This is a genomic window from Streptomyces sp. H27-D2 (genome assembly GCF_035828615.1).
Taxonomy (GTDB): domain Bacteria; phylum Actinomycetota; class Actinomycetes; order Streptomycetales; family Streptomycetaceae; genus Streptomyces.
The window spans coordinates 52,560-74,479 of sequence record NZ_JAYMZR010000025.1 but is presented as its reverse complement, the minus strand read 5'-3'; the positions used below and the strand labels follow the sequence as shown (position 1 = coordinate 74,479).

The window sequence follows — 21,920 nt, the reverse complement described above, 5'->3', positions numbered from 1 at the left end:
CTCACCTGGAGAGTGCTTCTTTCTGTGCAGCCAACAGGACCCTAGACAAGTCCCATCGTTGCAGGTCAGAGGCACTCTCCGCTTATTTGATCAAGGCATGGACGAGCACGCTCATGAAAGCGCGAGGTTAGGAGCAGACGTGCACGCACTGTGGCCCGCTCTCCGCCAGGTGCGCACCGCACGTGCGGTCAGCCCCGAACTCGTGGCTCTCTACGACCAGCGGGCAGACGTCCCGGTGTCCGCTTTCACAGACATGCTTGGCGAGGCGCGTGAGTGCATCGACGTATTGGTCTACGCGGCCGTCTTCCTGCACGAGGCCTATCCCCGCTTCAATGATCTCCTTCGCGAGCGAGCCGCCGAAGGCTGTTCCGTGCGCATCGCTCTGGGCGACGCCGACAGTGACAACGTCCGGCAGCGAGGCCAGGAGGAGAAGTTCGGCCACGGTATCGAATCGCGATGCCGACTGGCCCTGTTGCACTATCGGCCTCTGCTAGGGGTGGACGGCATCGAGATTCGCACCCACGGGACGACGCTCTACAACTCCGTCTACCGCGCCGACGACCAGCTCCTGGCCAACGCGCACCTATGGGGAGTGAACGCTTTCGCGGCCCCTATGTGGCACCTGCGCCGCAACGGCAGCGGTGGCATGTTCGACACCTACGTTCAGAGCTTCGACGCGGCATGGACGACGGCGACGCCGGTGCAGGAGGAGTGACCCATGTCCCGAACGGAGTACTACGACGACCCCGACGCCCCCGAGCCCAACAGCCTGGTCGTCGCCGCTTCGGCCGTAGTGACCGACGAGACCGACCGCATACTGCTCCAGCGCAGGCGGGACAACGATCTCTGGGCGCTGCCCGGCGGCGGCATGGGGATGGCCGAGTCGCTGCCCGGCACGGCTGTGCGTGAAGTGAAGGAAGAGACGGGCCTTGATATCGAGATCACTGGTCTCGTCGGTACCTACACCGACCCTCGCCACGTCATCGCGTACACGGACGGCGAGGTACGCCGTCAGTTCAACGTCTGCTTCACCGCACGCGTCATCGGCGGCGAACTGGCGATCTCCGAAGAGTCGACGGAGCTGCGATTCGTCCGCGCGGAAGAGCTGATCACGCTCCCCATGCACCACACGCAGCGACTCAGGATCGACCACTTCTTGGAGCAGCGCAGCCATCCGTACCTCGGCTGATGCGCAGGCGGCCGGGCCGCCCGTCGCACCCCTTCGGCGACGTCAGCCCTCAGGCGGCGCCGAGGCGATCCCCGTCGGGCAGGACCGCCCCCAGTTCGTCTCCGACGGCTCGCTCAGCGTCGCGCCCGTGCCGCCGATGCCGCAGTAGCCCGACGGGTTCTTGTCCAGGTATTGCTGGTGATGTGCTTCCGCCGGATAGAACGGCAGGTCCGCCGCCGGGAGGATCTCCGTGGTGATCGCGCCGTAGCGGGCCTGGTCCAGGATCGGCTGGAAGGCGTCGCGGGAGGCTTCGGCGCCGGCTTGTTGTTCGGGGGAGTGGGTGTAGATCGCTGAGCGGTACTGGGTGCCCACGTCGTTGCCCTGGCGGAAGCCCTGGGTCGGGTTGTGGGACTCCCAGAAGAGCTTCAGGAGCGCGCCGTACGAGGTGACGGCCGGGTCGAAGACGACGCGTACGGCCTCGGTGTGGCCGGTCAGGCCGCTGCAGACCTCCTCGTAGGCCGGGTTCACGGTGTGGCCGCCCTGGTAGCCGGCCAGGGTCGTCCAGACACCCGGGGCCTGCCAGAACTTGCGCTCGGCGCCCCAGAAGCAGCCCAGGCCGAAGTCCGCGATCTCCAGGCCGTCGGGGTACGGGCCTTCGAGCGGGTTGCCCAGGACAGTGTGCCGGGACGGGACCGTGAATTCCGGTTCCGGGCGGCCCGGGAGTGCCTCCGCCGCGGAGGGGAGGTGCTTGTTTTGGCGGTCGAACAGCATGGCGGGCTCCAGCTCAGGACGGGCGGGACGGGCGGGTTGCGGCTTTCGGGCGGCTCTGCGCTTCGGCATGGTGGAGGACTTCGCGGTCCTCGCGGTGCTTTCACGCCTCCGCACAGCACAACGCGCGAGGGCGAGTGAGGAATTCCGTGCGGGCGCCCGCCCGCTCAGCGCGACGGCTCAGCGCCGCTGCGCCGCCCGGTCCCCGCCGCGGCCTTCCCAGCCCGCGATGGCCAGCGCCCGGTACGTCGCGTACTCCGCCGCCGGGTTCGGGCCGTACGACCACGGCACCGCGCCGACGTGCCCGTCCACGTGCTGCAACTGCTCCAGCGCCTCGGCGTAGCGCTCCGCCCTGACCAGGAACCACACCAGCAGGTGCCGGACGTGCGGCAGCATCGGGTGGTCGGCGGGGGCCTCGCGGGCGGCGAAGAGGGCGCCTTCGATCGCGCGGGTGATCACCGCGCTCTGGTAGAGGCCGCGCACCACGTTCACCTCGGGGAGGTGCTCGAACACCGCGAACAGCGGCAGCGCCGGCAGCAGGCTGCCCTTGGGCGCGTCGGCCGCCGCGCCGTGGGTGAAGTTGTCGGCGAGGTCCTTGGAGCCGTGCCACTTCTCGCAGCAGAAGTGCAGCGCTTCCAGATGAGCCCCCATGTGCGCGGGGGCACGGTGTGTGACCGTCGCCCAGAGCGCCTGGAAGTCGGCCTCGCGGTAGCCGAGGCCGCGGGCCACGGCCAGCTCGGTGATGTACGGGACGGGGTCGCCCGGGGCGAGCAGCGCGGCCTGGCCGCAGACCGTGCGCGCCTCCTCCAGGATGATCCGGAAGTCGTCCGAGCCGCGGTCCGCCAGCGCCTGGAGCACCAGGAACTCCGCGTGCACCTCCGCGCCGCCCGGGTCCTTGGGGGCCTCGGCGCGCCAGCTGCGCAGCCAGATGCCGCCGGTCCGGTCCGGCGACTGGGCCAGCTCCATCGCGGCCGCGCCGGCCAGCGTCTGCACCCGCTGCCAGCGCAGCTCCCAGTCGTCGCCGGTGAACGCGAGCAGCTGCGCGGCCGGCCGCCAGCCCGCACCGCGCTGGATCTCCTCCAGCGCGTCCAGCAGTTCCCGGTCGGGGCCGGGCAGCCGCACGTCCAGCTCTCCGGCCGGCACGAAGCCGTACTGGTCGGGGTCGTCGGCGCGCAGCACCCCCTGGCGGGCACGCTGTCCGGCGCGCATCCGCAGCACGGCCGGTACGACGAGGACACCGGTGATCGCGGCCAGGCCGAGCAGGATGAGCAGTGGTTCCATGACGTGTCCCGTTAGGAGTGGTGGGCCGGGCGGGTGCGGTGGTGCGGGAGCTGGGCCGGTGGCCGGCCAGCGGACGGGCCGGGGCTTCCGTTCCATTGTCCCCGCTCGTCCCCGCATCCGTATCCCTACAACTATCCCTACAACTCAGGAGTGCCCGCGTTGGTGCCTGGCCTGGAGCACGGCCGCGTCGCGGGACGCGGAGTAGAGCTTCGCGGGGTCGGACGAATAGCGCCACGGCAGCGCGTTCACATAGCCGTCCACCAGCCGGAACTGCTCCGCCGAGGCCGCGTACCGCTTCTGCTGGAGCAGGAACCAGGCCAGCAGGTGCCGCACCTCGGCCAGCCGCGGGTGGTCCGAGGGGGCGGCGGCGACGTCCGCCAGCGCCGCGTCGACCATCGCGGTCACCGGCTGCTTGCGGTACGGGCGAGGCCGCTGGTTGTCCCGCTCGTGCTCGTAGAAGCTGATGAGCGGCAGTGCGCTGAGCAGCGCGCCGCGCGGGGCGCCGGCCGCCGCGTCGGCCGCGAACGCGGCGGCCAGCTCGGCCGAGCCCTGCCACTTCGCGCACCAGTACTGGAGCGCGCTGTAATGCGCCTCGTAGTGGTGCGGAGCGCGCTCGGTGATCTTGGCCCAGAGCGCCCGCATCTCCTCGTGCGGGCTGCCGAGCCCGATCATCGTCCAGATCTCGGCGACGTACGGGGACGGGTCCGCCGCGCTGAGCTCCTCGGCGCGGGCGATGGCCGGGAGGGACTCGCGCAGGCCCGCGCGGAACTCCGCGAACTGCTCGGTGCTGGTGTCACGGGCGCGCTGTGCCCCGCGCAGCTCCCAGGCCCGGCTGACCAGGGCCCTGGCGTGCACCAGGGCGGCGTCCGGGTCGTCGGGGCGGGCCCGCTGCCAGGCGGCGGACCAGCCGGGGGGCTCCGGGGGCGAGGTCTTCGAGGGCGAGGTCTCCGGGGGTGAGGAAGGATCGGTCGGGGTGTCGCCGGGAGCGGTGAGAGCGCCCGGAGCGGTGGGCGGGCTCTCCGCCGCCGCCATCGCCCGCCCCGCCGCGTCCCCCAGCCCGTACGCCCGCGCCGCGCGCCGCTCCCAGTCGTCGCCGGTCCCGGCGAGGAGCCGTGCGGCCGGCTGCCAGTCGCCGTCGCCGACCGCCGTGAGGGCCAGTTGCAGGGCGGGGTCGGGGGCCGCGACGGCGGTGTTCAGCTCCGCCCTCGGGACCAGGCCGTCCAGTGCGCCGGTGCGCCGGGGCGCCCCGGCGCTCAGCACCGGAAGGACGCGGTTCCGCTTCGCCCTGAAGTACATGTAGACGCAGACCGCTATGACGATGAGTGGCAGAAGTCGTGCCATAAGAGCCCCCATGGGACAGAAAACCGATCCCGGCGGATCATATGCGTCCGCCGCGCGGACCCCACCCGGCGCATTACGCTCGACGGCATGAGTGACCAGCACGCGCAGCCCAGCCAGCACTTCGAGACTCTCGCCATCCACGCGGGCCAGGAACCCGATCCGGCGACGGGGGCCGTCGTGCCCCCGATCTATCAAGTATCGACCTACAAGCAGGACGGCGTCGGCGGCCTGCGCGGCGGCTACGAGTACAGCCGCTCCGCCAATCCGACCCGTACCGCCCTGGAGCACAACCTCGCGGCCCTGGAAGGCGGCCGTCGCGGCCTGGCGTTCGCGTCCGGTCTGGCAGCGGAGGACTGCCTGCTGCGTACGCTCCTGGCGCCCGGCGACCATGTCGTGATCCCGAACGACGCCTACGGCGGCACCTTCCGCCTGTTCGACAAGGTCGTGTCGCGCTGGGGCGTCGAATGGTCGGTCGCCGACACCTCCGACCCGGCCGCGGTGCGGGCCGCGCTGCGTCCCCGTACCAAGGCGATCTGGGTCGAGACCCCGTCGAACCCGCTCCTGGGCATCTCGGACATCGCCGCCCTCGCCGACATCGCGCGCACCGCCGGGGTCCGCCTCGTCGTCGACAACACCTTCGCCAGCCCCTACCTTCAGCAGCCGCTCGCCCTGGGCGCGGACGTCGTCGTGCACTCCACGACCAAGTACATGGGCGGGCACTCGGACGTCGTCGGCGGCGCGCTCGTCGTCGGAGACGACACGCTGGGCGAGGAGCTCGCCTACCACCAGAACGCGATGGGCGCCATCGCCGGGCCGTTCGACGCCTGGCTGGTGATGCGCGGCATCAAGACGCTCGCCGTCCGCATGGACCGGCACAGCGAGAACGCCACCCGGGTGGCCGAACTGCTCGCCTCGCACCCCAAGGTGGCCGAGGTCTTCTACCCGGGCCGTCCCGAGCACGCGGGCCACGAGGTGGCCGCCAAGCAGATGCGCGCCTTCGGCGGCATGGTCTCCTTCCGCGTCGTGGGCGGCGAGCAGGCGGCGGTCGACGTCTGCGACCGCACCGAGCTGTTCACCCTCGGCGAGTCCCTGGGCGGCGTCGAGTCGCTGATCGAGCACCCGGGCCGGATGACGCACGCCTCGGTGGCGGGCTCGGCCCTGGAGGTCCCGGCGGATCTCGTCCGGCTGTCGGTGGGCATCGAGTCGATCGACGACCTGCTGACGGACCTCACGGGGGCGCTGGGGCGCTGAGCCTTGGCGGGCAGGGTTCAGGTGCCGCCTGGGTTACGCGCCCTTCGGGTCGCACCGTCGTCCTCAATCGCCGGACGGGCTGAATTCAGCCCGTTGGGGGCTCCCCCGGACGAAGTCTGGGGGAGATTGAGGACACCGCCCCCGGGCGGGCCCGGTCAACCACTACGGTCACCGCGCTGCCAGCGCGACAGTGCCGGCCTGCGGGCCGGCTACCAGCCCTCCAGCGGTGGCGTCGTGTCCGCGGGGGGCGGTAGCCAGGGCTGGTCCGTCGCCGCCCACAGGGCGAGGGCCGTCAAGGCGGCCGTGAGCAGCAGCCACAGTACGATCCGGGCCACCCGGCGGCGGCGCGCCATCCGGCGGCCCCGCTCGGTGGCCCGCTGTGCCAGCTCCGGCGGTACGGGCGGATGCGGCCCGTCGAGCATCCGGCGGACCTCGTCCTCCTTGCGGTCGGGGAGCGTCACGAGGTGGCCTCCGTCGAATCGGGCGACTGCGCGAGCGGCGCGGGCACCCGCGTCGCGGCCGGCGGCCGGCTGCGCATCGCCGCGACCGAGCGGGTGCACAGCGCCCGCACCCGCTCTACGGGCAGGCCGAGTTGGGCCGCCGCCTGCTCCTCGGCCACCCCTTCGCACAGCCGCAGCACCAGGACCAGGCGTTCCTGCGGGCTGAGCCGGTCGAGGGCGCCGCCGGCCGCATGCCGGTAGTGCCAGGCGGTGTGCGCGAAGTGGGCGACGAGTTCCCGCCTGGCGCGGTCGTACGGGTCCTCGCCGTGCAGCCGGTCCCAGCAGGCGTACGTACGGGCCAGGGCGGCGGTGAGGAGGCGTTCGGCGGCTGCCGGGGGAGCGCCTGGCAGGCCCGGCGGCTCGCCGGTGAGGAGTGCGGCGGCGTGCAGGAGTCTGCCTGCCGCGCCCGCGACGAATGCTGCGAACTCCCGGGCCCGACGGCGTTCTTGCGCTGCCCGCCGCTCTCGCACCGCGCCTCCCGGCCCGACGGCCTGTCCGGCTCCCATCCCACGACAGTGGTGTGCGTCACGTCAAGGCCCGCGCCGGGGTTCGGGTCGGGGTTCGCGCCGGGGCCGGGGCGGGTCCGCGTCAGGCTCGCTCCGCGGGCCGCCCGACCGCGTTCGTCACGGGCAGTCCGCGTACGTCAGGAGTCGTTCGGCAGCGCCGTCGGCGTCGTGGTGCTGTGCAGGCCGGAGAGCGCCAGGTTGAAGCGGGTGAGCAGGGAGCAGAACGCGTCGCGCTCCTCCGGCGTCCAGTCGTCGGTGACCAGGGCCATCAGCTCGCGGCGGGAGGACCGTACTTCCTCCAGGCGCGCCTGCCCGCGGGGCGACAGCTGGAGCACCACCGCGCGCCCGTCCTCGGGGTGCGAGGCGCGCTTGACCAGGCCGGTGTCGACGAGCGGCGCGACTTGGCGGGTGACGGTCGAGGAGTCGATGCCCATGCCCGCCGCGAGCGCTTTGACGCCCATCGGGCCTTCTTTGTCGAGTCGGTTGAGCAGCAGGTAGGCCGCTCGGTCCATCGAGTTGCGGACCTGGCCGACGCCGCCGAGGCGGGTCTGTTCGGCGCGGCGGGCGAAGACGGCCACTTGGTGCTGCAGCGCGTCGAGGAGTCCGGCGTTGGGGTCAGTCGTCATGTCCGAAGAGGTGGGCATGGCCGTGGCTCACTTCATGGGGGTGGTCGTCAGGATGGGGGACAGAGTACGCGGCCCGGACCCTGGCCGTACCTGCGCTGCCCAAACCGCTGCCTGATCGGACTTTCCGGGGCCCGAACGGGCATCCGCGCCCGGATCGGGCCCCGCCGCGCGGGCCGGTCCCGGCCTGGCCCTGAGCCCGCGGGGGTCCGGGAGCCCGCCGCGGGGCCTGACCTCGGCCGCACCACGAGCCTCACCCCGGCTCCGAGCGCCCCTTGAGAGGGAAACTGCAAGACTTGACGACATGGTCGACCACACGCCCGCCCCGCCCTCCGATCCCCGGCCCTCTGACCCCGCGCCCTCCGGCCCCGCCGATCGGACGCCTCGGACGGACCGGACAGACCGGCTAGACCGGGCAGGGGTGCGTCGGACAGACCGGACAGATCGGATAGATACGCCGGATGCGATAGCTGTGCCGGATCTGTCCGGTGCGTCCAGCCCGTCCGGCTCATCCGGCTCATCCGGTTCCGGCGCTTCCAGCCCGTCCGGCCGAATCGACCCGTCCGACCCGTCCGACCCCGCCCATCCCACCCGCATCACCGTTGACGACGTGCGCACCGCGCAGAAGACGCTCTCGGGGGTCTCCCGCTGCACCGCGCTGGAAGGCAGCCGCTATCTGTCGGGTCTGGTCGGCTCGCCCGTGCTGCTGAAGTGCGAGAACCTCCAGCGCACCGGGTCCTTCAAGGTGCGCGGCGCGTTCGTGCGGATCGCCGGGCTGTCGGCGGAGGAGCGGGCGGCGGGTGTGGTCGCGGCCAGCGCCGGGAACCACGCGCAGGGCGTCGCGTTCGCCGCGACCCTGCTCGGAGTCCGCTCGACGGTCTTCATGCCGGAGGGCGCACCGCTGCCGAAGATCGCGGCGACCCGCGAGTACGGGGCCGAGGTGCGGATGCACGGCCAGGTCGTGGACGAGACGCTGGAGGCGGCGCAGGAGCACGCCCGGCGGACCGGCGCGGTGTTGATCCACCCCTTCGACCACCCGGACGTGGTCGCCGGGCAGGGCACGGTGGGTCTGGAGATCCTGGAGCAGTGCCCCGAGGTGCGGACGATCGTGGTCGGGATGGGCGGCGGCGGGCTGGCGGCCGGCATCGCGGTGGCGGTGAAGGGGCTGCGGCCGGACGTGCGGGTGGTGGGCGTGCAGGCGGCGGGCGCCGCCGCGTATCCGGCCTCGCTGGCGGCGGGGCGGCCGGTGGCGCTGGACGGTGTGTCGACGATGGCCGACGGCATCAAGGTCGGGCGGCCCGGCGACGTCCCGTTCGAAATCGTTGGCGATCTGGTGGACGAAGTGCGTACGGTTTCCGAGGACGAGCTCGCGGGCGCTCTGCTGCTGTGCCTGGAGCGGGCGAAGATGGTCGTGGAGCCGGCGGGCGCGAGCCCGGTGGCCGCGCTGATGTCCGACCCGGGCGGCTTCGAGGGGCCGGTGGTCGCGGTGTTGTCGGGCGGGAACGTGGATCCGCTGCTGATGCAGCGCATCCTGCGGCATGGAATGGCCGCCGCGGGGCGGTATTTGTCGCTGCGGTTGCGGTTGACGGACCGTCCCGGAGCGTTGGCCACGCTTCTCGGGGTGTTGTCAGTGCTCGACACTAACGTGCTCGACGTGAGCCACGTTCGGACCGATCCGCGGCTCGGGCTCACGGAGGTGGAGGTGGAGTTGCAGTTGGAGACGAAGGGGCCGGAGCACTGCGCGGAGGTGCGGGACGCCCTCCGTGAGGCCGGGTATATCGCGATTCCTTGACGCGACATATCGCGTCTGAGGCAAGCTCTGGCTCCGCTGCTTCACTTCACGGCAGCCTTATGTCGGACATATGCCCGTAGGTCGGGGCAGGTCCGGCGAACGTAGAATTTACTGCTTCATCGGCACATACCTGATCCAATACCCTGGGGGAATCTCTATGCCAGGCGCCATTTACGCCGAAGGTCTGGTGAAGACCTTCGGTGACGTGCGGGCTTTGGACGGCGTCGATCTCGACGTGCCCGAAGGCACCGTGCTGGGACTGCTCGGCCCGAACGGGGCCGGCAAGACCACCGCCGTGCGCGTCCTCACCACCCTGCTCCAGCCGGACAGCGGCAAAGCGTTCGTGGCGGGGATCGACGTACTCAAGAAGCCCAACGAAGTCCGCCGCAGCATCGGCCTCTCCGGCCAGTTCGCCGCCGTCGACGAGTACCTCACCGGCCGCGAGAACCTCCAGATGGTCGGCCAGCTCTACCAGATGAGCGCGCGCGACGCGAAGCGCCGCGGAGTCGAGCTGCTGGAGCGCTTCAACCTCACCGACGCGGCCGACCGGCCCGCCAAGACCTACTCCGGCGGCATGCGGCGCCGGCTCGACCTCGCGGCCGCCCTGGTCGTCAGCCCGCCCGTGATGTTCATGGACGAGCCGACCACCGGCCTCGACCCGCGCAACCGGCAGCAACTGTGGGAGGTCATCCGGGAGCTGGTGGCCGGCGGCACGACCCTGCTGCTCACCACCCAGTACCTGGAGGAGGCCGACCACCTCGCGCACGACATCGCGGTGATCGACCACGGCAAGGTCATCGCCCGCGGCACCTCCGACCAGCTCAAGGCGCGGACCGGGGGCGAGCGCGTCGAGGTCGTCGTGCACGAGCGCGAGCACATCGAGCCCACCGCCGAGGTGCTGCGCAGGTTCGGCACCGGCGAGGCGGCCATCGAGCAGCACACCCGAAAGATCACCGTCCCGGTCACCGGCGGCGCGAAGCTGCTGGCCGAAGTGATCCGTGAACTGGACGGGCGGGGCGTGGAGATCGACGACATCGGGCTGCGCCGCCCGACTCTGGACGACGTCTTCATCTCGCTCACCGGCCACGTGGCCGAGTTGGAAGAGACCAACGGCGTCGCCGACGCGGACGGCCCGCCGGACGGCCCGCCGGACGGCCCGCCGGACGGCCCGCCGGACGGCCCGCCGGACGGCCCGCCGGACGGCCCGCCGGACGGCAAAGGCGAGGGCAAGGGCAAGAAGTCCAAGCCGGCCGCAGCAGCCGTCACCGCAGGCACGGCCACCGCAGCAGCCGTCACCGCAGACACGGCCACCGCAGACACGGCCACCGCAGACACCAAGGAGGTCTCCAAGTGAGCGCCGCAACCGACACCGCCCCCAGGGCCGTGTCCCCGGTGCCGCGCGGCGGCATCGGCCAGTCGGTCCACGACTCGCTGGTCGTCGCCAAGCGCAACCTGATCAGGATGATGCGCATCCCGGAGATGGTGATCTTCGGACTGATCCAGCCGATCATGTTCGTCGTGCTGTTCGCCTACGTCTTCGGCGGCGCGATCCCGGTCCCCGGCGAGCAGGGCAACGACCCGGCCATCTACCGCGAATATCTGATGGCGGGCATCTTCGCGCAGACCGTCACCTTCGCCACGGCGGGGGCCGGCGCGGGCATCGCCGACGACATGCACAAGGGTCTGATCGACCGGTTCCGCTCGCTGCCCATGTCGCGCGGCGCGGTGCTCACCGGCCGTACGCTCGCCGACCTCGTGCAGACCGCGCTGACCATCGTGGTGCTGGTCGCCGTCGCACTGATCATCGGCTGGCGGGTGCACAACGGCATTCCCAAGGCCATCGCGGCCATCGGCCTGCTGCTCCTGCTCGGGTACGCCTTCTCCTGGATCGGCGCGCTGATCGGTCTGTCCGTACGGACTCCGGAAGCGGCCACCTCCGGCGGGCTGATCTGGCTGTTCCCGTTGACGTTCATCTCGAACGCCTTCGTGCCGACCGCGAACATGCCGACCTTCCTCCAGCACGTCGCGGACTGGAACCCGTTCAGCGCCACGGTGCTCGCGGGCCGGCAGTTGTTCGGCAACCCCGACGGCCTGCCGTCCAACGCGTGGCCGATGGAGCACCCGATCCTGGCCTCGCTCGCCTGGTCGATCCTGATCATCCTGGTCTTCCGGACCCTGGCAGTGCGCAAGTACCGCTCGGCGACGGTCTGATCCGGGCGGCCCGCAGCCGGGGCGGCCCGCAGGGACGTAGTCCCGCTGAGCTCAGCCCGGCGAGGCGGCAGCCTTGCGAGTCGTGTTCCTGTGCGGCCCAGCCCTGTGCGGCCCAGCCCTGCGAGGCGCATGATGAAACCCCCGGCGCACAGCGTCGGGGGTTTCATCATGTCTGGCCGGCCGCGTGGGGCGAACCGTCCCCTGGTCAGCCCTGATAGGGCTTGACGTCGAGGATCTTCACCGACACCTGGTTGCCGTTCGGCAGCTCGTACGACGCGCTGTCGCCTGCCTTCTTGCCGTTCACGGCGGAGCCCAGCGGCGACTGCGGCGAGTACGTGTCGATCTTCGTACTCGCGTATTCGCGCGATGCCATCAGGAAGGTGGTGGGGTCGTCAGGGTCGCTGTCGAACGCGATCGTGATGACCATGCCCGGCTCGGCCACGCCGTCGTCCGGCGGGGTCTCGGCGACCTTCGCGTGCTGCAACAGCTGGGTCAGCTGGCGGACCCGAAGTTCCTGCTTGCCCTGGTCCTCCCGCGCCGCGTGGTAGCCCGCGTTCTCCTTGAGATCGCCTTCCTGACGGGCTTCGTCGATCTTGGCGACGACCTCGGCGCGTGCGGGACCAGACAGATACTCCAGCTCCGCCTTGAGCTGGTCGTACGCCTCCTGGGTCAGCCAGGTGACGTTGTCGCTGGTCTGGGTCACAGGTGCTCCTCGTCGGTGCTGGTACGTAGTCGGTGCTGGTACGTACTTGTTCAGGAGAGCGGGGGTCGCCCTCCGGAGAATGCAGCAACGCCCTCCCAGAAGATGCACCTCCGTGGGTGGGCGAAACCACGAGCCTAACAATTCCTGCGGGGAAGGGGGAGGTACGAAAACGCACGAACCGCGTCAGAGCGGATCGGCGCAGGTCAACTGCGAGAAGCGGGCTCACAGCCGATCAGCTCGGTGCTGGTGGCGCGAGCCGTGGTGCGGATGGTGACCACGGTGTCCACCCGGTCCGCCCGGTCGTCGATCTTCGCGTCCAGCCGGCCGACCTCGCCGTGGTCCTCCGACAGTGAGCGCAGCGTGCAGACGCCCTGGGTTCCGGAGTCTTTGCGGACTTCCAGATGCGCCTCGACCTTGTGAGCCGAGACCACCTTGGATTTGATCAGCTCTCCGCTGACGTCCTGGCCCGAAATGTACGAGATGCCCATCCAGGCGGTCCCCGCGAGCAGCACGGCGCCGAGCGCCGCACCGATGATCTTGAGCTGCCGGTCCGCGCGTGCGTCCGCGGAGCGGCCGTAACGCTGGTCCGGGAGCTCCTCGCGCGAGGCGGTCATGATCGTTCCTCCTGGAAGGGGGACTCGGGATTATTCGGTCCCCCGTTTCGGTCACTATAGAAGGCGCCCTGTCCGACTCAGGAGTGGGGCCGAGATCACTGACTGAGGATCGAGTCTTGACTGAGCAGCTACGACTGATGGCCGTGCACGCCCACCCCGACGACGAGTCGAGCAAGGGCGCGGCCACCATGGCCAAGTACGTATCCGAGGGGGTGGACGTACTGGTCGCCACCTGCACGGGTGGTGAGCGAGGCTCCATCCTCAACCCCAAGCTCCAGGGCGACCCTTATATCGAGGAGCACATTCACGAAGTACGCGCCAGGGAGATGGACGAGGCCCGCGACATTCTCGGGGTCAAGCAGGAGTGGCTGGGATTCGTCGACTCCGGCCTGCCGGAGGGCGACCCGCTGCCGGCGCTGCCCGAGGGCTGCTTCGCGTTGCAGGACGTCGATGAGGCGGCGGGCGCGCTGGTCAAGCTGATCCGCGAGTTCAAGCCGCAGGTGATCACCACCTACGACGAGAACGGCGGCTACCCGCACCCCGACCACATCATGACCCACAAGATCTCCATGGTGGCGTTCGAGTCGGCCGGCGACCCGGAGAAGTATCCGGAGGCCGGCGAGCCCTGGCAGCCGCTCAAGCTCTATTACAACCAGGGCTTCAACAAGCCGCGGACGCTCGCCCTGCACGAGGCGCTGCTCGGCCGGGGCATGGACTCGCCGTACGGGGAGTGGCTGGAGCGCTGGAAGCAGTTCGAACAGCGCGAGCGCACCCTGACCACCTTCGTCCCCTGCGACGAGTTCTTCGAGATCCGCGACAAGGCGCTGGTCGCGCACGCCACGCAGATCGACCCGGACGGCGGCTGGTTCCGGGTGCCGATGGACCTCCAGCGGGAGGTCTGGCCGACCGAGGAATACGAGCTCGCGAAGTCCCGCGTGGACACATCCCTCCCCGAGGACGACCTCTTCGCGGGCATCCGCGACAATTGATGTCGTGATGAACGCGACTAGCTACCTCGCCATGACGCACCTCCTGCCGCTCGCCAAGGAAGTGGACGACAACAGGGTGACCCCGGGTGTTCTCGGGTTCATCGTGTTCGCGGTCATGGGCGGCGCGGTCTGGCTGCTCATGAAGAGCATGAATCAGCGGATGCGCAAGGTCGACTTCGAGGAAGGGCCGGAGCCGGCCGCTGTCGCGGGGGCGGCCGAAGCCGCGTCCGCGGCTTCGGCCTCTCCGGCCGCTTCGGCGAGCCCGGCGGGCTCCTCGGCTGCCGCTGCGGGCTCTGCGGCTTCCCAGGGATCGTCGGGGAAGAAGCAGAGCTAGCTCTGCTCGGGTGGCCGTGGTCCTCGGGCGGCCAGGGACCGAGGCTCCGGGGCACCGGCCGCGCCGGGAGCCCTGCGGCACCGGTGTCGGTGCCGCAGCCGGTACCGGCACCGCGGCCCGTTGAGCTCTCGAGCTGGGCCGGGCTGGACCGAGCCGGGTGATTCGGCGATCCCGGAATCACGGGTGGTCCACGGCACCCCGGACTGTCCGGCCCGTACCGGCTACTGCTTCACGATCACCCCCATGACCTCGCGGGAATGGCGGTTCGGGACCATGCCGAGCCGCCATGCCTGCCAGCCCGTCTCCGGCTCGACGCCGCGCTCCAGCACCAGGGCGTACGCCTCCGCGCAGTCCTCCAGCTTGGAGTCCCGCAGCGGATGCGGCTCCCGGAGCAGCTGCGCCAGCTCCTCCTGGGCCACCGCGACGCCCACCACCGAGCCGCCCGGCGAGGCGAACGGCAGCAGCGTGCAGCGCAGGAAACGCGCCCAGTCCTCGCCGCGCCGGTCGCCGTAGCCGGCGAACAGCCGCGCCGCCTCCTCGGTCAGCTCCAGCGCCTGCGCCGAGCGCGCGTTCCCCGCGTCGATCACGGCCAGCTCGATGCACGACCACGCCTCGCCGTGCGCCACTCCCACCTTGCGGAAGTCCTGCCGGGCGTCCATGAGCAGCTGGCGGGCGAAACCGCTGTTGCGCAGGCTGCCGGTCTGCACCGCCCGCTGGTTCCGGGTGACCCGGGCCGAGTGGTGCCGGGCGCAGGCCAGGCCGTAGACGTCCCGCATCCGGTTGAACATCGTCCGGGCCCGCTCCAGATTGCGCACCGCCGCGTCGCCGTCGCCGTCGCCGTGCTCCTCCAGCGCCTGGCCGAGGTAGTAGAGCGTCCACGCCTCGCCGCGCGCGTCCTCGCTCTCCCGGTGCCGGGCCAGCGCCTGCCGCAGGCCCTCCACGGCCGTCGAGGCGTCCCCGGCGACCAGCCTGGCCCGCGCCAGCTGGGTCAGCGCCCACGCCTCGCCACGGCTGTCGTGCGTGCGCCGGTACCGGTCCAGGGCCTCGCCGAACTCGGCCTCCGCGCGATCCACCGAACCCATGCGCAGCCGGACCTGGCCGAGCTGGAAGTGCGCCCACGCCTGGCCGTGCAGACTCTCGCTCTCCTCGTGCAGCTCCAGCGCCATGTGCAGCAGCTCCAGGGCCTCGGCTATGTGCGAGCGGTCCCGCTCCACTGCGGCCAGCGCGTGCAGCGTCCAGGCCCGGTCGCCGCGCAGCGCGTCCGTCTCCTGCAACTCCAGGGCCTCGCGCAGCTTCACCGCGGCCTCCGGCAGATTGCCCTGCTGCTGCAAAGTGATGCCCAGATCGCGCAGCGCGCGGGCGGCGCCCGCCGGGTGGTGCGCCTCGAAATAGAGGTCCACCACCGAGGACAGGGTCGTACGCGCCCGGTCCAGCTCGCCGAGCTGCCGGGCCGCGACGCCGGTGCGCCACTGCACCGAGCGGACCAGCAGCCCCTGGTTGGCCGCCTTGGTCAGTTCGCTCAGCTCGCCCAGCCGGTAGAGGTCGCCGCGCAACAGGCAGTAGTCGCAGAGCGCGCCCAGCAGATGCAGCACCGCCGACTGGTCCACGCCCTCGTCGGCGTGCCGCAGCGCCGCCGTGATGAAGCTGGACTCCTCGTCCAGCCAGCGCAGCGCCGAGTCCAGCGAGGTGAAGCCGTGTGAGCCGAACTGGTCGGCGCGGGTCGAGGTCTTGCCGTCGACGAGCCTGATGACCGAGTCGGCCAGCTCCGCGTAGCTGCGGATCAGCCGCTCCTGGGCCGCGCCGCGCTCGCCCGGCTCCTCCTCTTCGAGCAGCCGGGCGTGGGCGAACTCGTGGACCAGGTCGTGCAGCCGGTAGCGGTTGCCCCTGACGTGCTCGATGAGGCCGGCCGCGGAGAGCGCGCCGAGGTGCCGGGCGGCCTCCTGGTCGCTCGCCCCCAGCAGCGCCGCGCCGGCCGCCACGCCCAGGCTGGCCCGCCCGGCCAGCGCAAGGCGGCGCAGCAGCCGCCGGGCGCTCTCCGGCTGGTCCGCGTAGCGCAGGCTCAGCGCCCGCTCGACCGGGTCGAGCGGACCGGCGGCATCGTCCGGCAGCGCCCGGAGGCCGGAGGCGAGAGCGCGCGGCGTGCGCGGGCCGAGCGAGGAACCGGCGATCCGCAGCGCCAGCGGCAGCCCGCCGCACAACTCCCGTATCTCGTCGCTGGACTGGACGTCGTAGGGGCCGATGGCCTCCTCGGCCGCCGCGTGCAGCAGTTCCTCGGCGCCGGGGGCGTCGAGCGGTCCGACGGGGAGCTGGTGGACCCACGCGAGGAGGTCAGCGGGCAGTTCGAGCGGCTCCCTGGCCGTGACCAGCACCAGGCTCTCGGACCGCTCGGGGATCAGCGTGCGGACCTGTTCGACGTCCGAGGCGTCGTCCAGCACGACGGTGACCGGCAGCCCGGTCAGATGCTGGTTGTAGAGGTCGGTCAGCCGCTTCACATGCTGGTCCTGGGCCGGGCGCTCCCGGAAGAGCAGTTGATCGCGCGGCGCGCCGAGCCGGTTGAGCAGATGCAGCAGGGCGTCCCGGGTGGGCAGCGGGGTCTCGCCCTGGCTGCCGCCGCGCAGGTTGACCACGCAGGCCCCGCGGAACTGGTCGCGCAGGTGGTGCGCGGCGCGGACCGCCAGCGTCGTACGGCCGGCGCCCGGCGGGCCGTGCAGCACGACCACGGTCGGCCGGGTCGTCGTGCTCACCCGCGCTTGGTGCACCCACTGGGCGATCTGGCTCATCTGGCCGCGCCGGCCGGCGAACGGCCCCTCCATCTCCGGCAGATGGCTGAAGGACTGCTCCAGGACCGTCCGGCGGCGGGCCGCCGCGCTGCGGTCGCCGCCCTTCAACTGCGGGGCGCGGTCGCCGGCCTTGCCACCGGTGCCGGCGCGCGCGGCGCCGATCGGTCTGGCCGGGGCCGCCGCGCCGGTACGGGTGGCGGCGGCCAGCATCCGCTGCTGGTCGAGGAACGGCCGGATTCCGCGCACCTCCAGCGCCGTCAGCCACTGCAACCGCAGCTGCTCGGCCCCACCGGGCTGCCCGCGCAACCCGGCTCTGCGGTGGGCGGCCGGCCAGTGTCCGGCCGAGAGCTTGACGAGGGTGGCCGCCGCGCCGGCCACCAGCACCGTCACCCCGGCTGCCAGCGCCGTCCCCACCGAGGTGCCGAAGCCGAGATCCGCGCCGAAGGCGGCGGCCGTCGCGACAGCGGTGATCAGCGCGGGAGTGGCCATCGCCTTCCGGGAGAACCGGGCCGCGAGTGGGCGGTAACCGGCCTGGTCCTCGTCCAGCGCCTCTATGTACTCGCTGTATTCCTCGGCCGCGCTCGCCGACAGGCCGTCCAGCGCGGCGCGCCCCCGCCCGAGCAGGACCACGGCGTCCGTCCGCCCTCCGGTCCGCCGTACCTCCTCCTCGACAGCGCGCGTCAACAGCCGGTCGGCTTCCACCCGATGGCTGTCCCGCAGTACGGCAAGTGAGCCCGGCATGTGGTCCCCCTTCAGCAGCGATCGCTTCGTGTTGCAAGTGTTCCGCTTCAGGACCTTTTCCGGCAGTCCTGTGGATAACCCGTCCTGTGGATAACTCGCCGGGAGGCTCAGGTGCGAGAGGATGGGGCCATGTCGAACCGCCTGGCCCACGAGACCTCCCCGTATCTGCTCCAGCACGCCGACAACCCCGTCGACTGGCAGCCCTGGTCCGACGAGGCGTTCGCCGAGGCGCGCCGCCGGGGGGTGCCCGTGCTGCTGAGCGTCGGGTACAGCAGTTGTCACTGGTGCCACGTCATGGCTCACGAGAGCTTCGAGGACGAGGCGACGGCGGCGCTGCTCAACGAGCACTTCGTGTCGGTGAAGGTGGACCGCGAGGAGCGGCCGGACGTCGACGCCGTCTACATGGAAGCCGTGCAGGCGGCGACCGGCCAGGGCGGCTGGCCGATGACCGTCTTCCTGACGCCCGACGCCGAGCCCTTCTACTTCGGCACCTACTTCCCGCCCGAGCCCCGGCACGGCATGCCCGCCTTCCGCCAGGTGCTGGAAGGCGTCAGGACCGCCTGGACCGACCGGCGGGACGAGGTCGCCGAAGTCGCCGGGAAGATCGTCAAGGACCTCGCCTCGCGCTCGCTGGCGTTCGACGCGCCCGCCCCGCCCGACGAGCAGGACCTGCACGCGGCCCTGATGGGGCTGACCCGTGAATTCGACTCCGTGCGCGGCGGATTCGGCGGCGCGCCCAAGTTCCCGCAGTCCATGGCGCTGGAGTTCCTGCTGCGCCATCACGCCCGCACGGGCTCCGAGGCCGCGCTCCAGATGGCCGCCGCGACCTGCGAGGCGATGGCCCGCGGTGGGATGTACGACCAGCTCGGCGGCGGTTTCGCGCGCTACGCGGTGGATGCGGAGTGGGTTGTTCCGCACTTCGAGAAGATGCTCTACGACAACGCGCTGCTCTGCCGCACCTACGCGCACCTGTGGCGGTCCACGGGCTCGGACCTCGCCCGCCGGGTGGCGCTGGAGACCGCCGACTTCATGGTCCGTGAACTCCGCACCGAGCAGGGCGGCTTCGCCTCCGCGCTCGACGCGGACAGCGACGACGGCAGCGGCAAGCACGTCGAGGGCGCGTACTACGCCTGGACCCCGGAGCAGCTGCGCGAGGTGCTCGGCGAGGACGACGCGGCGCTGGCGGCCGACTGCTTCGGGGTGACCGAGGAGGGCACCTTCGAGGAGGGCGCCTCGGTGCTGCAACTCCCGGACCGGGGTGAGCCGGTGGACGCCGAGCGCATCGCGTCCGTACGCCGGCGGCTGCTGGCCGCGCGGGAGCAGCGTCCGCGCCCCGGCCGCGACGACAAGATCGTCGCCGCGTGGAACGGGCTGGCCATCGCCGCGCTCGCCGAGACGGGCGCCTACTTCGACCGTCCCGACCTCGTCGAAGCCGCCACCGAGGCCGCCGACCTGCTGGTGCGGCTGCATCTGACGGAGACCTCCACCGGCGCGCAGGGCCGGCTCACCCGCACCTCGCGGGACGGTCGCGCGGGCTCCAACGACGGAGTGCTGGAGGACTACGCCGACGTCGCGGAGGGCTTCCTCACGCTCTGCGCGGTGACCGGCGAGGGCGTGTGGGTGGAGTTCACCGGCCTGCTGCTCGACACCGTGCTGCGGCACTTCGCGGCGGACAACGGCGCGCTGTTCGACACCGCCGACGACGGCGAGACGCTCATCCGCCGCCCGCAGGACCCGACCGACAACGCGACCCCCTCGGGCTGGTCGGCGGCGGCCGGCGCGCTGCTGACGTACGCCGCCTACACGGGTTCGGTCCCGCACCGCGAGGCGGCGGAGCGCGCTCTGGGCGTGGTGAAGGCGCTCGGCGGCCGGGCGCCCCGGTTCATCGGGTGGGGGCTGTCCGTCGCGGAGGCGCTGCTCGACGGCCCGCGCGAGGTGGCCGTCGTCGGCCCGAACGCGGACCCGGCGACCCGCGAACTGCACCGCACGGCGCTGCTGGGCACCGCCCCCGGCGCGGCGGTCGCGGTCGGCGAGCCCGGCTCGGACGAGATCCCGCTGCTGCTCGACCGCCCGCTCCAGGACGGCCGCCCGGCCGCGTACGTCTGCCGCGACTTCACCTGCGCCGCGCCGACCAGCGACCCGAAGGTGCTGGAGGCCGCGCTCGGCGGGCAGGACTGAGCGGGATGGGAGCCGGAGCAGGACGGAGATCAGCGCGGCGGTGGGGCCGGGGCGCTGGGTACGGGGCGGTACGGGGTCGGAGGGTGCCGGGCCGGAGCGCCTCGGGGTCAGCGCGTGCCGGGGTCAGCGCGTGCCGGAGTCAGAGCGTGAGGCCCCGGGCGAGGAGGGCCAGGGTGCGGTCGACGACGCCCACGAGGTCGTCGGTGAGTTCCTGCTCGCCCCAGTGCAGCATCACTTCCTGGAGTGCGCCGAGCACGGCTCCGACGAAGACCCGCAGTTCCAGGTCGTCGGTGGGTCGGCCGGTGCGCTCGGAGAGGACGCCGATGACCATGCGGCCGGTCTCCGTCATGCTCTCGTTCATCCGGGCCCGGATCGCGGGCACCTCCCGGGTGAGCCGGATACGGGTGTCGATCTCTTCGCGCTCGCTCGCGTAGAACTGCCGCAGGGTGTCCATGATGGCGTTCCACAGTGCTTCGAGCGGGGGTTCCTCGGCCGGGCGGGCGCGGAAGGCTTCTTCCATGAGTTGGTCGTACTCGTCGGTGATGACGATGTCTTCCTTGGTGGGGAAGTACCGGAAGACGGTGCTGGAGGAGACGTCGGCGGCCTCGGCGATCCGGTCGACGGGCGTGGCGTCGTAGCCCTGCTCCGCGAAGAGCCGGTAGGCGGCCCGGCGGATCGCCTGCCGAGTCTGGGTCTTCTTGCGCTCACGCAGCCCGGGTTTGGGTGAGGCCGAGGGCGTGGTCTGTACAGGGGCCATGAACGTCATTGTCCGGCATCCGCGCTTTCCGGGGCTACGTCTGCGGCCCCACGGGGGACCGGCTGCCGGCCTCGTCGGGGCTATCGGGGTCAACGGGCCCCGCCCGGGGATCGCGCCGCCCGCGCCGCCCGCGTACTCCGCGTCCCCGCGAGCGACCGTTATGCGTGCCCGTAAGCCACGATCGAGATCCCCACGTAGTGGATGACGAACGCGGCCAGCGTCAGCGAGTGGAACACCTCGTGGAAGCCGAACCACCTCGGTGAGGGGTTGGGCTTCTTGAGGGCGTAGATCACGCCGCCCGCGCTGTAGAGCAGCCCGCCCACGATGACGCAGATGAGCACGGCGAGGCCACCGGCCCGCCAGAAGTCGGGCAGGAAGAAGACAGCGGCCCAGCCCATCGCGAGGTAGCAGGGCGTGTAGAGCCAGCGCGGCGCGCCGACCCACAGGACGCGGAAGGCGATGCCGGCCAGGGCCGCCGCCCAGATCGCCCAGAGCAGCGGGCGGGCGGTGCTCTGCGGGAGCAGCAGGATCGCGAGCGGGGTGTACGTGCCCGCGATGATCAGGAAGATGTTGGCGTGGTCGAGCCGGCGCAGGATCGCTTCGCCGCGCGGGCCCCAGGTGCCCCGGTGGTAGAGCGCGCTCACGCCGAAGAGCAGGCAGGCGGTGAGAGTGAAGACGGCGCACGAGAGGCGGCCCCGGCCGCTCTCGGCGAGTGCGGTCAGCACGACCCCGGCGAAGAGCACGGCCGGGAACATGCCGGCGTGCAGCCAGCCCCGCAGATGCGGTTTGACCGGCGGCGGGTCGATCGGGGCCGGCTGAGCGGCGGGCGATTCAGCGGCCGATTCAGTGGGCGGTTCGGGGTGCGATCCGGCAGGCGTTCCCTCCGGAGCGGAGCTGGTCCCGTCCTGAGCGGAGCCGGTCCCGCCCGTTCCGGGAGCGGCCGTTCCGGACGCGCCCGTCGCGGTCGCTACGGAGCCCGCCCCGCCGGGGGCGCTGTAGTCGCCGGGCTCGGCCGTGGCCGTCGCGGTCGCGCCGGATCCGGTCGCGGCCTGTCCGGGCGTGGCCTGGTCGTCGGGGGTCCGGTCGACCGGAACCGGACCGGTGGCGTCAGGTGCGGCGGAAGTCATGGAGCCATGCTACCTACGGCACCGTAGGTTACGACCCGGTATCAAGTGGTGATGGTCACGAGGCGGCCCTCTGGACAGATTGTCGATCGGGTCGGATGATCAAATGAGTGCGGTCGGCACCGGATGAGCGGTCACGAAGCATCCGGGTCGCAGCCCCCAAGGGGCAACTAGTCTGAAACCCGGACACATCCGGCAATTCGGAGCGGTGTTCGTTCAACCCTCAACATTGACGCCGGGCGTGCGGTTCCGGCGGGAC

Annotated in this window: 18 protein-coding genes and 2 pseudogenes; 9 read left to right on the top strand and 11 right to left on the bottom strand. The window is 71.7% G+C overall.

Going from position 1 to position 21,920, the window contains the following annotated elements; genetic code table 11:
- Positions 1-127: 127 nt before the first annotated feature.
- Both QMK28_RS12850 and QMK28_RS12845 read left to right on the top strand, forming a co-directional pair.
- Positions 128-715 (top strand): annotated as a pseudogene (locus QMK28_RS12850) (XRE family transcriptional regulator); the annotation flags it as partial.
- Positions 716-718: 3 nt separating this feature from the next.
- The gene (locus tag QMK28_RS12845; RefSeq protein ID WP_326437235.1) at positions 719-1,189 is read left to right on the top strand and encodes an NUDIX domain-containing protein; all 471 of its coding nucleotides are present in this window, start codon (positions 719-721) and stop codon (positions 1,187-1,189) included.
- A 42-nt stretch (positions 1,190-1,231) separates the two neighbouring features.
- On the opposite strand, the gene msrA is transcribed toward QMK28_RS12845, so the two are convergent.
- The 3 genes from msrA to QMK28_RS12830 all read right to left on the bottom strand — a co-directional run bounded on the left by msrA (position 1,232) and on the right by QMK28_RS12830 (position 4,558).
- Positions 1,232-1,939 (bottom strand): peptide-methionine (S)-S-oxide reductase MsrA, encoded by a 708-nt coding sequence (gene msrA, locus QMK28_RS12840; RefSeq protein WP_326437234.1) that lies wholly within the window; start codon positions 1,937-1,939, stop codon positions 1,232-1,234.
- Positions 1,940-2,116: 177 nt separating this feature from the next.
- Entirely contained in the window at positions 2,117-3,217 is a 1,101-nt protein-coding gene (locus QMK28_RS12835) for a hypothetical protein (protein WP_326437233.1), read from the bottom strand.
- 144 nt (positions 3,218-3,361) lie between these two features.
- Positions 3,362-4,558: a hypothetical protein gene (locus tag QMK28_RS12830; RefSeq protein WP_326437232.1), complete on the bottom strand. Its 1,197-nt coding sequence runs from the start codon at positions 4,556-4,558 to the stop codon at positions 3,362-3,364.
- Positions 4,559-4,645: 87 nt separating this feature from the next.
- Between QMK28_RS12830 and QMK28_RS12825 the strand changes: the two genes are divergently transcribed.
- Positions 4,646-5,809, top strand: coding sequence for a cystathionine gamma-synthase (locus tag QMK28_RS12825; RefSeq protein ID WP_326437231.1), 1,164 nt, complete (start codon positions 4,646-4,648; stop codon positions 5,807-5,809).
- Positions 5,810-6,018: 209 nt separating this feature from the next.
- On the opposite strand, the gene QMK28_RS12820 is transcribed toward QMK28_RS12825, so the two are convergent.
- The 3 genes from QMK28_RS12820 to QMK28_RS12810 all read right to left on the bottom strand — a co-directional run bounded on the left by QMK28_RS12820 (position 6,019) and on the right by QMK28_RS12810 (position 7,459).
- Positions 6,019-6,270 carry a hypothetical protein gene (locus QMK28_RS12820; RefSeq protein WP_326437230.1) on the bottom strand — a complete coding sequence of 84 codons (252 nt, stop codon included), beginning with the start codon at positions 6,268-6,270 and terminating at the stop codon, positions 6,019-6,021.
- The gene (locus QMK28_RS12815) at positions 6,267-6,779 is read right to left on the bottom strand and encodes a sigma factor-like helix-turn-helix DNA-binding protein (RefSeq protein ID WP_326437242.1); all 513 of its coding nucleotides are present in this window, start codon (positions 6,777-6,779) and stop codon (positions 6,267-6,269) included. Before QMK28_RS12815 ends, QMK28_RS12820 begins: the two co-directional genes overlap by 4 nt.
- 173 nt (positions 6,780-6,952) lie before the next feature.
- A complete protein-coding gene (locus QMK28_RS12810; RefSeq protein ID WP_326437229.1) occupies positions 6,953-7,459 on the bottom strand; it encodes a MarR family winged helix-turn-helix transcriptional regulator in 507 nt (168 codons plus the stop codon).
- Positions 7,460-7,991: 532 nt separating this feature from the next.
- Here QMK28_RS12810 and ilvA point away from each other — a divergent pair.
- From ilvA to QMK28_RS12795, 3 genes and pseudogenes are all read left to right on the top strand, one after another.
- Positions 7,992-9,230, top strand: coding sequence for a threonine ammonia-lyase (gene ilvA / locus QMK28_RS12805; protein WP_326437241.1), 1,239 nt, complete (start codon positions 7,992-7,994; stop codon positions 9,228-9,230).
- Positions 9,231-9,387: 157 nt separating this feature from the next.
- Positions 9,388-10,369: pseudogene (locus QMK28_RS12800) on the top strand (ATP-binding cassette domain-containing protein); the annotation flags it as partial.
- 211 nt (positions 10,370-10,580) lie between these two features.
- A complete protein-coding gene (locus QMK28_RS12795; protein ID WP_326437228.1) occupies positions 10,581-11,441 on the top strand; it encodes an ABC transporter permease in 861 nt (286 codons plus the stop codon).
- Between the two features lie 205 nt (positions 11,442-11,646).
- Here the strand turns inward: QMK28_RS12795 and greA are convergent, their stop codons facing one another.
- Both greA and QMK28_RS12785 read right to left on the bottom strand, forming a co-directional pair.
- Positions 11,647-12,144, bottom strand: coding sequence for a transcription elongation factor GreA (gene greA, locus QMK28_RS12790; RefSeq protein ID WP_326437227.1), 498 nt, complete (start codon positions 12,142-12,144; stop codon positions 11,647-11,649).
- Positions 12,145-12,347: 203 nt separating this feature from the next.
- Positions 12,348-12,758, bottom strand: coding sequence for a DUF4307 domain-containing protein (locus QMK28_RS12785; RefSeq protein ID WP_326437226.1), 411 nt, complete (start codon positions 12,756-12,758; stop codon positions 12,348-12,350).
- Positions 12,759-12,874: 116 nt separating this feature from the next.
- Here QMK28_RS12785 and mca point away from each other — a divergent pair, with 116 nt between their 5' ends.
- Positions 12,875-13,747, top strand: coding sequence for a mycothiol conjugate amidase Mca (gene mca / locus QMK28_RS12780; protein WP_326437225.1), 873 nt, complete (start codon positions 12,875-12,877; stop codon positions 13,745-13,747).
- Positions 13,748-13,754: 7 nt separating this feature from the next.
- A complete protein-coding gene (locus QMK28_RS12775; protein ID WP_326437240.1) occupies positions 13,755-14,081 on the top strand; it encodes a hypothetical protein in 327 nt (108 codons plus the stop codon).
- A gap of 221 nt (positions 14,082-14,302) precedes the next feature.
- On the opposite strand, the gene QMK28_RS12770 is transcribed toward QMK28_RS12775, so the two are convergent.
- A complete protein-coding gene (locus QMK28_RS12770; RefSeq protein ID WP_326437224.1) occupies positions 14,303-17,602 on the bottom strand; it encodes a tetratricopeptide repeat protein in 3,300 nt (1,099 codons plus the stop codon).
- Between the two features lie 129 nt (positions 17,603-17,731).
- On the opposite strand from QMK28_RS12770, the gene QMK28_RS12765 reads away from it, so the two are divergent.
- A complete protein-coding gene (locus tag QMK28_RS12765; RefSeq protein WP_326437223.1) occupies positions 17,732-19,780 on the top strand; it encodes a thioredoxin domain-containing protein in 2,049 nt (682 codons plus the stop codon).
- A gap of 139 nt (positions 19,781-19,919) precedes the next feature.
- Here the strand turns inward: QMK28_RS12765 and QMK28_RS12760 are convergent, their stop codons facing one another.
- Entirely contained in the window at positions 19,920-20,546 is a 627-nt protein-coding gene (locus QMK28_RS12760) for a TetR/AcrR family transcriptional regulator (RefSeq protein ID WP_326437222.1), read from the bottom strand.
- A gap of 149 nt (positions 20,547-20,695) precedes the next feature.
- Entirely contained in the window at positions 20,696-21,343 is a 648-nt protein-coding gene (gene trhA, locus QMK28_RS12755; protein WP_326437239.1) for a PAQR family membrane homeostasis protein TrhA, read from the bottom strand.
- Positions 21,344-21,920 lie beyond the last annotated feature (577 nt).